The organism is Bacillota bacterium (genome assembly GCA_036504675.1).
In the GTDB taxonomy this organism is placed as follows: domain Bacteria; phylum Bacillota; class Sulfobacillia; order JAJYWN01; family JAJZPE01; genus DASXUT01.
The window spans coordinates 1-13,923 of sequence record DASXUT010000021.1; the positions used below are offsets into that span (position 1 = coordinate 1).

The window sequence follows — 13,923 nt, forward strand, 5'->3', positions numbered from 1 at the left end:
CAGCTTGGCGTACGTGATCAGGCTGCTGTTGACGACCAGGGCCTTGTTGTTGAGGGTGTTATCCCCGCCCACCTGGACCTGGACCTGGGCCTGAATGGCCCGGCGGGCGGTCCCCGCGGCCGCGGTGGCGGTGACCGTAGCCAGGCGGCCGTTCGAAGCGACGGTGGCGGTGAACGACCCTTCGCCGACGGTCTTCGGGCCGAGGGTGCCGTTGAAGTCGGGATAGATGGTCAGGTAGTGGCGGGCGTAGTCGAGGCCCGCCTCGGCGACGTTGAGGGCGACCTCGCCCCGCCTGGCGTTGTGGGCGATGGTCAGGTCGTCGGAGGTGGCGCTGACGATGGCCGAACCAAGCAGGAAGACGAGGGCCACGGCGAACATGGCGATGAGGAAGACCACGCCGCGGTCGTCGTCGCGGGCGGAGACCAGGATGCGTCGGACAGAGCGCACGGTCATCACCCCCTTCACTGTGGCCCCACCCGGATGAAGCTCTCGGCGGTCATCGTCTGAGTGGTATCGTTCCGGGTCTGGCTGGTCACTGAGACGGTCACCCGACTGCGGTCGGTTGACAAGGCGAAGGTCAGAGTCTGGACCCCCGAGGCGATCGGCGTCGAAGTGGTCACCGAGCTGACCGTCTCGTCGCGGATGATCTCGGTGGTGGTCGCGTCGAGCCGGTACTGGACGGTCTTGGTGGGCGTGCCGGGCAGGTCGAAGCGGAGGCTGGAATAGCTGAAGACGCCGGCTGTAAGCGAGAAGGTCCCGTTCTTACCCTGCCTGATCTCGCGGGTCATCCGCTCGGTGGCCACCCGGAGGTTCTGCTGGGTCTCGGTGGCCGTGTCGTTCATCCGGAAGAGCTTCGCCCCGATGGCCTGAAAGATGACAATAGACGCCAAGACCATCCCCATTACGGCGATGGTCACCAGGAGTTCAGCGACGGTGAAGCCGCGCTCATCCCTGAGCAACCCTCGGCCGCGCTCATCCTTGAGCGACGGGGTGAGTCGGAACCGGTACCGGAACCGCGGCGGCAGGGACATTAGCCTTCCAAGCATAGGTATCACCTAGTGTTCAGCGATCCAGGTGGTCAGGTGGACCGATTCCAGCCCGCGCCGGCCCGTCCAGCGGACGGCCACGGTGACCTCGCGGAGGCCGCTTGAGGTCGGGTCGGGCGGCGGGCCGATGGCCACCTCGTACTCGAAAGCGGCGGCGCCGCCGACGGGCGTCCAGGCCCGCGGGGCGACGTTGGCGTAGGGGCCGGCCCGCAACTCCTCGATGATGGCCTGGGCCTGGTGGGTGGCGTCGGTCAGGTCGCGGGAGGCCGACTGCGACCAGATCCCGGCGTTGAACATGGCCAGGATGGGGCCGAAGGCGATGGTGATGACGACCATCGTCATCAGGGCCTCGATGAGGGTGAAGCCGCGGTCGTCGGAACGGAACGGCAGGCGGCGCAGGAACCGGGCCATGGCGGGCGATGGTCGCATCGTCTCTCCCCCTTCCGGCCGGCGGGTGGTCCTTCTCCACTTCAGTCAGCTAAAGGCACGGGGCGGCAGGGCCGGCCGTTAAGCCTCGACCCCGCCGCCCTGTTTCAAGAGATCAAGGCTTCTTCAGTTTCGCGTTGGTCGGCTCGGCGGCGGGGATCGCGCCGACGGCGGTCAGGGTGATGGTGCCGGCCCCGATGAGGTTGACCTTGGTGCCGCTGTCATAGTAGTCGATCTGAGCGTCGGCGATCGTCGCCGGGGCGGCCACGGCGCCCCAGTAGTAGGCGGACGCGCCGGCCGCGGTCGGGTCAAGGCCCGTCGGGAGGGCGTTGGCGGTGTAAAGGTCGGCCAGCGCTCCGGAGGTCTGGCCCGGGTCACCGAGGACGTACTTGGTGGCGTTGGTGCTGGCCACGCCGTCCCAGTTGACGGCATAGAAGTAAAGGTTGTTGTAGCCGTTCATGAAGATGAAATCTTGCTTGAGGAAGCCCTGGGCGACGAGCATCTTGAGGTTCAGCGGGTAGCGCCCGTACTTCAGGAAGAACTGCTCGAGGGAGCTCTCGATGGTCTTGATGTCGGCCGAGCCCTTGCCGGACTTGGAATTGGTGATCGCGCTCATCACCCGCGGCAGGGCGATGGTCGCCAGGATGCCCAGGATGGCCACCACGGCGAGGAGCTCGATCAGGGTGAAGCCGTGCTCATTCTTCTTGAGGCGTTTCCAGAAGATCTTCATCAGGTATGTCTAACCTCCCTCATGCTTGGGAAATTGGCGTCCCTACCCCGGCCCGGTTCAGGGCTTCTTGAGCAAGGGGTTGCTTGGCGCCCCGGTGTTGCTCAGATAGGTGAGGGTGATGCCGGCGGCCGGGAGGAACGGGGTCACGACCTGGCCATTGTCATAGTAGGCGATGGACGCGTCGACGAGGGGGAAGGTCGGGGGAGTGGCGATGCCCCAGTAGTTGCCGCTGGCGGTCGCCCCGGTGCCGACAGGATCAGTCCCCGCCGGCAGGGCGCCCGTCGCGTAGAGATTGCCGGCCGCGCCCGGGGTCTGACCCGGGTCACCCAGGACGTAGCTGGTGGCGTTGGTGCTGGCCACGCCGTCCCAGTTGACGGCATAGAAGTAGAAGTTGTTGTAGCCGTTTCGGAAGACGAAGTCTTGCTTGAGGAAGCCGTGGTTGACCAGTTCCTGGAGGTTCAGTGGATACTTGCTGTACTTGAGGAAGAACTGCTCGAGGGCGCTCTCGACGGTCTTGACGTCGGCCGATCCCTTGCCGGCCTTGGAGTTCGTGATCGCGCTCATCACCCGCGGCAGGGCGATGGTGGCGAGGATGCCGAGGATGGCCACGACGGCCAGGAGCTCGATCAGCGTGAAGCCGCGCTGGTCCTTCTTCATCCGCTTCCAGAAGATCTTCACTTCGAGACAACCTCCTTCGTGAATCCGGGGTCAGGGCTTCTTGAGGAGCGGGTTGGTCGGCTCGGTCATCGCCCCGCTCACGACGGTGAGGGTGATATTGCTGGTGAGAAAGCCGGGCACCTGGACCCCGCCGTCATAGTAAGCGATGTCCGCGTTGGTGACCGGGGCCGGCGGAGCCGCGGCGCCCCAGTAGTACGAGGCGTTGGTGGTCGGGTCGGTGCCCGGCGGCAGGGCGCCGGTTCCATAGAGGTTGCCGGGCATCGGCGAGCTGGGTGTCTGGCCGGGGTCGCCGAGGGCGTACTTGGTGGCGTTGGTGCTGGCCACGCCGTCCCAGTTGACGGCATAGAAGTAGAAGTTATTGTAGCCGTTTCGGAAGACGAAGTCCTGTTTCAGGAAGCCCTTTCCGACCAGCATCTGGAGGGTCAGCGGGTAACGTCCATATTTAAGGAAGAACTGTTCCAAAGCGCTCTCAACGGTCTTGATGTCGGCCGAACCCTTGCCGGCCTTTGAGTTGGTGATCGCGCTCATCACCCTGGGCAGGGCGATGGTCGCCAGGATGCCCAGGATGGCCACGACGGCCAGGAGCTCGATCAGGGTGAAGCCGCGATCGTCCTTCATGTGCCGTCTCCAGAAGATTTTCGTAGCGCAACTCGCCTCCTTCGTCGGATTTGGACCTCGACGCTGCACACTTGCGGGCCGGGTCTGGACCCATCTCTCTGCCGCGGCCGCCATTCACTGGTCGGCCAAAAATTAAAAGCCATCTTTTCGGGCTTCCAACGCCACCGAAAAGACGGCCAATAATTCCCGTGCCCTCTTCGGTAACCCAGCCGTCTTGGCCGCCCCGTCGCCGGTTTGGCTGTAGACCTGTGGCTTTGCGTCACCGCCTTTCGGCGGTTTTGCCCTTGTCGGTAAGGCCTATTTACTTTTTAGGTGAGTTATAGGGATTTCTATGAAGACCAGAAGATTCCTGCCGGTCCATGCATAATTTTACAACTCCGGCATGTCCCGGTTTTGGACAGATGCCCGCCGGCCCCCGCCGCCGGGGCTTGTCCGCGAGGTTGGTCTTCATTTGACCATCTGGAAGACGTCGAACATCGGCATGATCATGGAGACCAGGATGAAGGCGACGACCCCGCCGAGGACGACGATGATCAGGGGCTCCAGCATGGCCGTCATCCGTTCGACGGCCGAGTCGATCTCCTTGTCGTAAAAGTCGGCCACCTTCTGGAGCATGGTGTCGGTCGCGCCGGTCTCTTCCCCGACGACCATCATCTCGATGACCATCGCCGGGAAGACGCCGCTCTGGCGAAGGGGACCGGTCATCGACATCCCGTCGCGCAGGGAGACCTGGGCCCGCCGGACGACTCCGGCGACGACCCGGTTGCCGACGGTTTTCTCGACCACCGACATGGCCACCATCACCGGAACGCCGCTCTTGAGCAGGGTTGACAGGGTCCGGCAGAAGCGCGACAGGGACCGCCGCAGGACCAGCGAACCGAAGACGGGAGCCTTCAGCGACAAGGCGTCCACCCGGTAGGCCCCCCGCTCGGTGGCCACCCAGCGTCGGAAGGCCACGAGGGCCAGGGCGGCCCCGCCAAAGATGGCGTACCAGTAAGTTCTGAGGATGTGGCTGGCCCCGAGGAGGATCAGGGTCGGGGTGGGTAACGCCACCCCGGACGACTGGAAGAGAGCGACGAAGTTCGGGAGGACCCAGCCGACGAGGAAGACCACCACAAGGGCCGCGATGATTGAGATCACCGTGGGGTAAGTCATGGCCGAGCGGACCTTCTGGGTCACCGCGTTCTCTTTCTCGAAGTGCTCGCCCATCCGCTCGAAGACGTCTTCGAGAATGCCGCCCACTTCACCGGCGGCGATCATGTTGGTCAGGATGAGCGGGAAGGTCGCGCCCTGCTTGCGGAAAGCGTTGGTGAGGGTCTCGCCGGCCTCGATCTCTTCGCCGACCTTCTTCAGGGCGGCCCCTAGGCGCCGGTTCTCGGTCTGGTCGGCCAGGATCTTCAGGGCCGAAAGGATCGGCACGCCGGCCCCGACCATCGTCGCGAACTGCTTGCAGAAGACGGCCAGGGCCTTCAGGGGGACCTTACCCGGCCTGGCCGCGTTGCGGCGGCCGATGGCGCTGATGGTCTTCAGGCTGATGTCCCGGCTGACCTCGAGGGAGGTCACGAGGAATCCGCGGGCCCTCAGTTTCTCGACGGCCTGCCGCTCGGACTCGCCCTCGATGGTCCCCTCAACCGACTTGCCGGCCCCATCGCGGGCTCTATAGTTGTAGCTCAGGACCATGGCCAAGGGGATCACCAGCACTTATACATGATGGTTTCGGGGGGCCCGTCCATTTTGTGGGGGTCGGACGGGTGAGAAAATGGTCCCAGGGAGGATCTTCTTTGGGGAGTCGTCCGGGGGGCCCTAGAACCGGCCGCCGAGGCCGCCGCCGGCCCCGCCCAGCCCGCCACCGGCCCCGAGCTGGGCCGCGGCCCCGGGAACCCGGACCAGGAAGTCCTCCTGGCTGATCATCCCCCGCTGGTACAGATCGCGCAGGGAGGCCTCCATGGACTTCATCCCGTACTTGGCCCCGGTCTGGATGGCCGACGGGATCTGGTGGGTCTTGCCCTCGCGGATGAGGTTCTTGACGGCCGACGTGGCCACCAGGATTTCGAAGGCGGCGACCCGGCCGGGGACGTCGATCCGGGTCAGGAGGAGCTGGGCGACGATCCCCTGAAGGGTCCCGGCCAGCTGGGTCTTGACCTGCTCCTGCTGATACGGGGGGAAGATGTCGATGGCCCGGTCGATGGTCTGGGCGGCGTCCTGGGTGTGGAGGGTCGATAGGACGAGGTGCCCGGTCTCGGCCGCGGTCAGGGCGATCTGGGTCGTCTCCAGGTCGCGCATCTCGCCGACCAGGATGACGTCCGGGTCCTCGCGGAGGGCCGCCCGCAGGGCGGTTGCGTAGGACGCGCTGTCGACGCCCATCTCCCGCTGGTTGACGATGCTCTTCTTGTGCTTATGGAGGTACTCGATGGGGTCCTCGAGGGTCAGGATGTGGTCCGACCGCTCGCTGTTGATGAGGTCGATCATCGCCGCCAGGGTGGTCGACTTACCGCTGCCGGTGGGCCCGGTGACCAGAATCAGCCCCCGCGTGCAGCGGGCCAGCTGGGTGACCACCTCGGGCAAGCCCAGCTCCTGGATGGTCCGAATGGTCATCGGGATGACCCGGCAGACGATTCCGACCGTCCCGCGCTGCTTGAAGGCGTTGACGCGGAAGCGGCTCAGGCCGTGGATGCTGTAGGAGAAGTCCAGCTCCCCATGGGCCTCGAAGCGCGCTTTCTGGTCGTCCTTGAGAACCCCGTAGAGGAGGTCGTGGGTGTCGGAGGGGGTCAGCCGCTCCGAGCCGGACGGGCCGGTCGCCCCGGCCACGGGTTTGAGATGGCCGTTGATCCTGGTCATCGGCGGGGACTCGACCGTGATGTGCAGGTCCGACGCGCTGGACTCGACCGCCTTGCGGAGCAGATCGTCGAGGTGCAATGGGGTCCCTCCTTGGAGTGTCAGAGCGGGTCTACTTATCCTCGGTGTAGGCGACGCGGAAGACCTCTTCCACGCTGGTCAGCCCCTTGAGGGCCTTCTCCACGCCGTCCTGGAGGAGGGGCCGCATCCCTTCCCTGACCGCCTGCTCGTAGAGGGCGGCCGCCGGGGCCCGCTTAGTGATGAGCTCGCGGACGGCCGCCGTCACCGGCATCAGTTCGAAGATGGCCGCCCGGCCGCGATAGCCGCTCTTGCCGCATTCGGGGCAACCCTTGGCCCGGTAGAGCTTGACCGGGCCCTCGGGGAACTTGGCCAGGCCGCGATGGGGGTCGTCGGCCGGCAGCTCATACGGTTCCTTGCAGCGCGGGCAGAGAAGCCGGGCCAGCCGCTGGGCGACGACGCCGATGATCGACGACGAGAGCAGGAAGGGCTCGACCCCCATGTCGATCAGGCGGGTGATCGTCCCGGAGGCGTCGTTGGTATGCAGGGTCGACAGGACGAGGTGACCGGTGAGGGCCGAGCGGATGGCGATGTCGGCCGTTTCGGCGTCGCGAACCTCGCCGACCATGATGATGTTGGGGTCCTGGCGGAGGATCGAGCGCAGGCCGCTGGCGAAGGTCAGGCCGGCCCGCTCGTTCACGTTGACCTGGTTAACCCCGGGGACCTCATACTCGACGGGATCCTCGACGGTGATGATGTTGTGCGACTCCGAGTTGAGCTCCCGGAGGATGGCCGTCAGGGTGGTCGTCTTGCCGCTGCCGGTGGGTCCGGTGATGAGGACCATCCCATGGGGCCGCTTGATCATCGGCCGGAACTTCTCGAGGGTGTCGGGCAGGAAGCCGATCTCGTCGAGGGAGTTGACCGTCTTGCTCTTGTCGAGGATCCGGATGACGACCTTCTCGCCGTGGATGGTCGGCAGGGTCGAGACCCGGAGGTCGGCGTCGCGCCCCTGGTCCTTGACCCGAATGCGGCCGTCCTGGGGCACCCGGCGCTCAGAGATGTCCAGCATGGCCATGATCTTGATCCGCGAGACGGTGGCCGCGTGGTTGGCCTTGGGGACGGTCATCACCTCGCGGAGCATGCCGTCGATGCGGTACCGGACGCGGACCGATTCGTCCAATGGCTCGATGTGGATGTCCGAGGCTCTTTCATCCATGGCCCGGTCGATGACCTGGTTGACCAGCCGGACGATGGGCGCTTCCTCGACCATCTCCCTCAGCCGAAAGGTCTCCAGCTCGTCGGTCGGCGTCGGGGAGGGGGCCCCGGCGTCCCGCGGTGGGATGAGGTCCTGCTGATAGCCGACCTGGATGGCCTTCTCGATGCCGCGGTCGGTGGTCACCACCGGCCGGACCTCGGACCCGGTCAACAAGGAGATGTCGTCGAGGGCGAAGACGTTGAGGGGGTCGGACATGGCCACGGTGATGACGTTGCCCTCTTTGGCCACCGGCACGGCCCAGTAGCGGCGGGCCGACTGCTCGCTGATGATCTTGGCCACCTCGGGGTCGACGGCCACCTCTTCGGAACTCACATAAGGCACGCTCAGCTGCTTGGCCAGGGCCTGGGCGATATCGACGTCGGCGACGATGCCGAGGCCGACGAGGACCTCGCCGAGGCGGGAGCCGGACGCCTTCTTGACCTCCAGCGCCGATTCCAGCTGGGCCGGGGTCAAGAGCTTGGCCTCGATGAGGATGTCGCCGAGGCGCTTCGGGACGAGTCGCATGGGAAAGCCTCCTGAGTTCAGGCCCTGGCCGTCTTCGCTCCGGCCTTGGCCGAGCCGACGACGCCCTTGGGACGGGTGACGAAGCCCACTTTGAGGGCCTCGAGGACGGTGGTGATGGGGCTGCAGACGGTCGAGCGGTCCGAGCCGGCAAAGAGCAGGCCGACCGCCCGGTTCTTCTCGTCGACGACCAGCGATCCCGAATCGCCCGGGGCCGACATGGGGCTGAGGATGATCTGGTCGGCAAAGCTGACCGGGGTGTCGCCGTAGTTGATCCGGACGGTGGCCTCGGTGATCTCGACCGTCCCGATGGTGACCCCGGTGGTCCGACCGCTCTTGCGAACGAGCGCACCGAGGCGGGGCTTGCCCACCCCGGTGACCGGTCCGAGCCCGAGGATGTCGTCGCGGACGAGGGCGGCCGACTTCGGCTTGGCCAGGGCGGCGTCGACCAGGTTGGTGTGGAGCGGCCTGATCGGGATGTAGCGCTCGAGGGTCCCGATGATATCGTTGGGCTGGCCCGTCGCCCGGCCCCCGTCGGCCAGGCCGGGCTGCACGACCGGGTCGCCGCGCTTGGCCCGCCGGTCATGGCCGGTGGTCGAGTTGGCCAGGACGTGGTTGTTGGACAGAATGAAGGGGTGACCGGCCGGGTCATAGACGATGGCCCCGAGGGTGCCGGCCGAGACCAGGTAGTGGCCGAGACTGACCCCGGGCGGAGCCGGACGGACCCGGCTCGTCCGCTTGGGCAGGTCGGGGAGCTCGGCCGCCGCCCGTGGGCCCGGCGGGGCCGCGCCGGCGGCCAGCGGCTTCAGGTCCCCCACCTCGACGACGTCCGTCGGCACCCCGTCCACCTTCTCCGGCACGAGGTGGTTGGGCGCCAACTGGCTCTTGGGCACCTTCCTCCGGACCATCACGACGACGGCGGGTCTCGAGGTCTTCTCCCCGCCCTTTTCCTTGAAACCGACGCCGACTCCGACCACGTTCGGGAGGGACAGGAGCATCGCCCGCTGGCGAGAGGCGGCCTGCTTGACGTCTTCCATCTCCACCCACCCCCAAAAGGCTTTCAACGGGGACGGTCGTCTTCCCTGTGACCTTTGGGCCCGAAGGGCCTTCCCGGCAGGAATTAACCCCCGGGCCGGCAAATATGTCTAAAGATGGCAGACGAGGGCGACTTCGGGGGGTGAGGACGTGCGGTGGCTCAAGAATCAGCTCGGCTTTACCTTCGTTGAGACCCTCGTCGTTCTGGCCATCGTCTCCTTCACCGCCGGCCTGACCATTCCCAGAGCGGTCCAGGAGACCCGCGACAAGCGGGCGCTGGCCGACCTGCGGACGATGACCGTCGCCCTGAGCATCTTCAACCAACGTTATGGAACCTACCCGCTGTACTTGCAGGAGCTGACTGACGCCGATCTGATCATGAGCGACTTCGACTACCGCAACGCCAGCGGGCGGTACTACTTCTACGCGGTCCACTTCGACATCGACGGGGACCGGCCCGAGCGCCTCGACCACTATGTCCTTGGCGACCCGGGCGGCAACCCGGAGGTCCGCTACGACACCAAGGATTGGACCGCCGTCACGAGGGCGCTTACGCCGAACTCGCCCGGGCTGCCCGAAGGACGGGATCCGGGCGGCTACACGGCCGCCGCCGGCTACCGCCCGCGGACCTACATCTACGGGCGCTGTGCCGGCCGCCCCGGGCCGATGAAGATCACCACGACCCTGGGCGACCTGACCTATGACGGCGTGGACGTGGTCTGGCTCCAGGAGACCCAGCCGGGCCACGACAACCTGCGGCCCGACTAGGGGTGGCCCGCTTTCGGCGCGGCGGGCACCCGCCGCCCGCCGCCCTAGGCCCGGTTGACCACGCGTAGACGGCGGCTGACCTTGCTCTCGGCCTTGACCGGCGGGGCCCTGAACAGCCCGCCGGCCCGGTAGCCCGGGACCATCTCGTGGAGCTTGGCGACGATCATCGCCGGTTCGACGGCGGCGCCCAGCCGCTCCAGCTCGCGCAGGTCGCGCATCAGGCGGTTGCGGTCGACGGCGTCCGGACGGGCGACGAAGACCCGACTGTGCTTGGTCGTCGTGCGCAGCTCCGGGGCGGTGAGGAGTTCTTCGTAGAGCTTCTCGCCCGGGCGGACCCCGATAAACTCGAACCGCAGGTCCCGGTCCGGATCCAAACCCTTCAGCCTGGCCAAGTTCTTGGCCAGGTCGATTATTTTCACCGGCTCACCCATGTCCAGGGCGAAGACCTCCCCACCCTGGGTCATCGCCCCAGCCTGGATAACCAGGCGGGCGGCCTCGGGGATGGTCATGAAGTAGCGGGTCATCTCGGGATGGGTGATGGTCAGGGGTCGGCCGTGGGCGATCTGCTCCTCGAAGATGGGGACGACGCTGCCTTTGGAGCCGAGGACGTTGCCGAAGCGGACCGAGCAGAGCCTGGTCTCGCCGGGGTTGCCGTGCATCGACCGGATGATGTGCTCGGCCACCCGCTTCGAGGCCCCCATGACGCTGGACGGGTTGACCGCCTTGTCGGTGGAGATGAAGACGAAGCGCTTGACCTTGCAGGCCACAGCCAGCTCGGCCACGTTGCGCGTGCCGGCGATGTTGGTCTTGACGGCCTCGTCCGGCTCCAGTTCCATCAGGGGGACGTGCTTGTGGGCGGCGGCGTGGAAGACCACGTCCGGCCGGAGGTCGTTGAAGACCCGGGCCATCTTGGCCCGGTCGCGGATGTCGGCCACGACCACGGCCATGGCCTGTCCCGGCAGGCTGCGCCGGAGTTCCAGCTCCAGCTCGTAAAGGCCGTTCTCCTCGTTGGACAGGAGGACCAGGAGCCTGGGCGCCAGGCCGGCGACCTGCCGGCAGAGCTCGGAGCCGATCGACCCCGAAGCCCCGGTGACGAGGACGCGGGCCCCCGTCAGATAGGCTGAAGCCGCCTCGAGGTCGATCTCCGCGGGGCGGCGGTTCAACAGGTCGTTGGGATCGGCCGGGCGGGGAACGAGACCCCCCACTTCGCCCTCCAGCGATTCGCGGAGGGTCGGGACGACCCTGAGGGCCAGGCCGAGGTGGGCGGAGACGGCCGCCGCCCGGGCAACGACGCCGGCCCGGTCGGGCAGCCACGGCGGGAGGGCCAGGATGATCAGGCCCGCGCGGCGCCGGGTGGCCATCGACTCGAGGTCGGCCAGGGTCCCCCGCACGGGGATGCCCGAGAGACGGCTCCCGCCGGCCTTGCCTTCAAGATCGATGACGGCCACCGGGCGGATCCTCAAGTCCGGCCGATCGAAGAGGGAGTGGACCAGTTCACCGAGGAACGGCCCGGCCCCGACGAGGATCGCCGGACTGGCCCCCGGCCGGCCGACCAGGTCCCCGTAGAGGGCCATCGACCGGAAGAAGTGGCCCGAGAAGCGGGTGGCGATGATGGCCAGAACGGCCAGCATCCAGCTGATCAGGACGACGCTGCGGGGGAAGCCGTCCAGGCGATGCGGCCAGACGGTCAGGAAGGCCAGGACAGCCGAGCTTCCGGTGGCCCCCATGAGGATGATGGCATCGACGGCGGCCATGGTGAGCCGCCGGAAGGTTCGGTGGGTTGACATGGCTCTCAGTGGCTCGGGCGGCCGTGGCTCCGCTCCCGGCCGTGTTGGCCGTAATGGCCGTAATTCGCATAGCCGTAGCGGTATTCGGGCTGAGCGTTCATGTTGTTGAGGACGACCCCAAGGATGTTGGCGTTGACCGTCTCGAGGGCTCGTTTGGCCTGGCGGGCCATGTCCTTAGAGGTCCGCCCGGCCCCGAGGACCAGGAGGTAACCGTCGACCACCCGAGCCAGGGTGGCGGCGTCGCTGACCAGGCCGATCGGCGGCGTGTCGATGACCACCATGTCCACCATCGTCTTGAGCTGGGCGATGAGTTCGGCCATCTTCGGCGACAGGAGGAGGTCGGCCGGGCTCGGCGGCAGCTCCCCGGCGGGCATCACCTTCAGCCCAGGCACCCAGGTGTCGTGCAGGGCTTGGTCGACGGTGGCCAGTCCGCCCAGGACGTCAGACAGGCCCGGCCGGCTCTGGGTATGCAGGATCTGGTGGATGACCGGGCAGCGCAGGTCGGCGTCCACGAGGACGCAGGTGCGTCCGGCCTGGGCGATGGAGATGGCCAGGTTGGAGGCGGTGGTCGACTTCCCCTCGCGGGCTCCCGCTCCGGTCACGGCGATGGTCGCGACCGGCTCGGACAGCCCCAGGAACTGCAGGTTTGTCCGAAGGGCCCTGAAGGCCTCGGAGGCCGGCGCGGTCGGGTCGGTGTAGCTGACGATTCTTCCTTTGGCCACGAGTGTCACCTCACGGGTTCGGCTTGGGAGGGGATGGCCGGGGTCCCGGCGGGACCCGGCCGACCAGGGGGCTGCTAGGGCCCAAGAGCAGCCTTTCTAATTGGGTTATCGGAAAAATGGCGCCCGGATTTGAGCGAAGGGATGTCGGCCGTGGGCAGGCAGCAAAACGTCGAGCCAAATCCCCGAGGGAGAAGTTCCTTCCAGTTTCCTCCGGCAATGCTGTTGAGAACAGAGGAGAATCCAGGTCAGCATTGAATGCTATTGACAAAAAGACCCGCAACCTCAAGAATAGGTAACGGTGGCCGTAAATGATGATCTTTGCGTGGACAGGCCTAGAATGAAAGTCGACTTCATAGGGTACCATGGGTGCGAAGCCTCCGTCGGTGAGCGCGTTCGAAAGACCAAGGTTTTCCGTTTGTCGGTTGGGGACCAAGAGTGGCTGGGCGACGGAGTGTATTTTTTCGAGGGTGATCCAGGGCCTGCCCGCTGGTGGGTTAAGTCCCGAAGGAAATACCCAAAATGGGAGATTCTGAAAGCCGACATAAGCGCGGCTGAATCCCAAGTTCTTGACTTGCTCAAGGAGGATGACTTTGACGAGTTTCAGCGCTCCTTGCGTATGCTGGTTGACCACACCGAGACCTTGGGCGCTCCTGTTGTAGGTTTTAAAGATGGCGCAGTCATAAACGCTTTGTGTCGAATAGTTCCGTGTAAGGTTGTTCGCGCACCGTTCGATTGGGGAACGGAAGGCGTTCGCAGGGGTTACTCTCGGATCAGAAAGACCCATATCCAGTTGGCCGTAAGGGATCCCTCTTGCATAGTCGGGATTCGGTTGCACGAACGGTCCGCGTAAAGGGGTTTGAAGGCCGTGAAAATGGTGGACAAAGTGGATAAATACCTGAAGAGTGTCTCAAGAGATGAGTTCATCCAAATGATGACTGAGGCTGGCTTTGTATTGGCGACAAAAGGATCGACAACGAAGCAGACGTATACAATCAAATGCAACATTGGGGCGTCCATGCAGTATAGAGTGCAAGCCTCGAGCGCTTTTTCCTTTTCTCAAGGTGGGCTCGCAGCATGAGCAGTGAGCAAGTTCTCGCCTCCATTCAACTTGAGAGGTACTATGCTAGAAGACTCTCCGTTCAGGTTTCTGAGGAGTCCGCTTTTGTTTCCGCGAACCAGCCGAAGGGTAGTCTCGACATTGACGTGAGCGTCAAGCACAAGGTTGAGATTGCCGAAAAGGATAAGAGAGCGCGGGTTACTTCCTCTTGCACCCTACTACCGGACACAGATAGCCCGGAGCGTCCATTTCGAATTCACGTTGAGCTTATAGGGTTCTTTTCGTACGCCGGTAGCGAGGAGAACGAAGAAGAGCTCAAGAGACTTCTGAACGTTAACGCGGTCGCAATCCTGTATCCCTACTTGAGGGCGACAGTAACCGCTGCCACCTTGGCTGCCAACATCCAGCCCATCATCCTGCCGACCG

The 13,923-nt window shown here is 65.4% G+C and carries 14 protein-coding genes and 1 riboswitch; of the genes, 2 read left to right on the forward strand and 12 right to left on the reverse strand.

Translation table 11 applies throughout. From position 1 onward, the window contains the following. The 10 genes from VGL40_01680 to VGL40_01725 all read right to left on the reverse strand — a co-directional run. Positions 1-447, reverse strand: a 447-nt coding sequence (locus VGL40_01680) for a hypothetical protein (GenBank protein HEY3313980.1), incomplete at its 3' end; no start/stop codon positions are given. 14 nt (positions 448-461) lie between these two features. After that, the gene (locus VGL40_01685) at positions 462-1,046 is read right to left on the reverse strand and encodes a prepilin-type N-terminal cleavage/methylation domain-containing protein (GenBank protein HEY3313981.1); all 585 of its coding nucleotides are present in this window, start codon (positions 1,044-1,046) and stop codon (positions 462-464) included. A 9-nt stretch (positions 1,047-1,055) separates the two neighbouring features. Continuing rightward, on the reverse strand, positions 1,056-1,475 hold the full coding sequence (locus tag VGL40_01690) for a prepilin-type N-terminal cleavage/methylation domain-containing protein (GenBank protein ID HEY3313982.1): 420 nt from the start codon (positions 1,473-1,475) through the stop codon (positions 1,056-1,058). A 112-nt stretch (positions 1,476-1,587) separates the two neighbouring features. Then, positions 1,588-2,202: a prepilin-type N-terminal cleavage/methylation domain-containing protein gene (locus VGL40_01695; protein ID HEY3313983.1), complete on the reverse strand. Its 615-nt coding sequence runs from the start codon at positions 2,200-2,202 to the stop codon at positions 1,588-1,590. 57 nt (positions 2,203-2,259) lie between these two features. Next, a complete protein-coding gene (locus VGL40_01700; protein ID HEY3313984.1) occupies positions 2,260-2,880 on the reverse strand; it encodes a prepilin-type N-terminal cleavage/methylation domain-containing protein in 621 nt (206 codons plus the stop codon). Positions 2,881-2,910: 30 nt separating this feature from the next. Beyond that, positions 2,911-3,498, reverse strand: coding sequence for a prepilin-type N-terminal cleavage/methylation domain-containing protein (locus VGL40_01705; protein HEY3313985.1), 588 nt, complete (start codon positions 3,496-3,498; stop codon positions 2,911-2,913). A 196-nt stretch (positions 3,499-3,694) separates the two neighbouring features. Then, positions 3,695-3,791, reverse strand: a riboswitch (cyclic di-GMP riboswitch). A gap of 154 nt (positions 3,792-3,945) precedes the next feature. Continuing rightward, on the reverse strand, positions 3,946-5,178 hold the full coding sequence (locus VGL40_01710) for a type II secretion system F family protein (protein ID HEY3313986.1): 1,233 nt from the start codon (positions 5,176-5,178) through the stop codon (positions 3,946-3,948). Between the two features lie 123 nt (positions 5,179-5,301). After that, positions 5,302-6,414 carry a type IV pilus twitching motility protein PilT gene (locus VGL40_01715; GenBank protein ID HEY3313987.1) on the reverse strand — a complete coding sequence of 371 codons (1,113 nt, stop codon included), beginning with the start codon at positions 6,412-6,414 and terminating at the stop codon, positions 5,302-5,304. A gap of 31 nt (positions 6,415-6,445) precedes the next feature. Further along, positions 6,446-8,131, reverse strand: coding sequence for an ATPase, T2SS/T4P/T4SS family (locus tag VGL40_01720; GenBank protein HEY3313988.1), 1,686 nt, complete (start codon positions 8,129-8,131; stop codon positions 6,446-6,448). A 17-nt stretch (positions 8,132-8,148) separates the two neighbouring features. Beyond that, the gene (locus VGL40_01725) at positions 8,149-9,165 is read right to left on the reverse strand and encodes a hypothetical protein (GenBank protein ID HEY3313989.1); all 1,017 of its coding nucleotides are present in this window, start codon (positions 9,163-9,165) and stop codon (positions 8,149-8,151) included. A gap of 148 nt (positions 9,166-9,313) precedes the next feature. Between VGL40_01725 and VGL40_01730 the strand changes: the two genes are divergently transcribed. Next, a complete protein-coding gene (locus VGL40_01730; protein HEY3313990.1) occupies positions 9,314-9,931 on the forward strand; it encodes a type II secretion system protein in 618 nt (205 codons plus the stop codon). 44 nt (positions 9,932-9,975) lie between these two features. Here VGL40_01730 and VGL40_01735 read toward each other — a convergent pair whose 3' ends face one another. Beyond that, the gene (locus VGL40_01735; protein HEY3313991.1) at positions 9,976-11,685 is read right to left on the reverse strand and encodes a nucleoside-diphosphate sugar epimerase/dehydratase; all 1,710 of its coding nucleotides are present in this window, start codon (positions 11,683-11,685) and stop codon (positions 9,976-9,978) included. A gap of 38 nt (positions 11,686-11,723) precedes the next feature. Beyond that, positions 11,724-12,440, reverse strand: coding sequence for a CpsD/CapB family tyrosine-protein kinase (locus VGL40_01740; GenBank protein ID HEY3313992.1), 717 nt, complete (start codon positions 12,438-12,440; stop codon positions 11,724-11,726). A 1,074-nt stretch (positions 12,441-13,514) separates the two neighbouring features. Between VGL40_01740 and VGL40_01745 the strand changes: the two genes are divergently transcribed. Further along, on the forward strand, positions 13,515-13,923 hold a 409-nt coding region (locus VGL40_01745), incomplete at its 3' end, for a protein-export chaperone SecB (GenBank protein ID HEY3313993.1).

Coding starts and splice junctions, on each gene's coding strand:
- VGL40_01685 (HEY3313981.1), bottom strand. CDS start 1,046: ATGCTTGGAAGGCTAATGTCCCTGCCGCCGCGGTTCCGGTACCGGTTC.
- VGL40_01690 (HEY3313982.1), bottom strand. CDS start 1,475: ATGCGACCATCGCCCGCCATGGCCCGGTTCCTGCGCCGCCTGCCGTTC.
- VGL40_01695 (HEY3313983.1), bottom strand. CDS start 2,202: ATGAAGATCTTCTGGAAACGCCTCAAGAAGAATGAGCACGGCTTCACC.
- VGL40_01705 (HEY3313985.1), bottom strand. CDS start 3,498: ATGAAGGACGATCGCGGCTTCACCCTGATCGAGCTCCTGGCCGTCGTG.
- VGL40_01710 (HEY3313986.1), bottom strand. CDS start 5,178: ATGGTCCTGAGCTACAACTATAGAGCCCGCGATGGGGCCGGCAAGTCG.
- VGL40_01720 (HEY3313988.1), bottom strand. CDS start 8,131: ATGCGACTCGTCCCGAAGCGCCTCGGCGACATCCTCATCGAGGCCAAG.
- VGL40_01725 (HEY3313989.1), bottom strand. CDS start 9,165: ATGGAAGACGTCAAGCAGGCCGCCTCTCGCCAGCGGGCGATGCTCCTG.
- VGL40_01735 (HEY3313991.1), bottom strand. CDS start 11,685: ATGGCCGCCGTCGATGCCATCATCCTCATGGGGGCCACCGGAAGCTCG.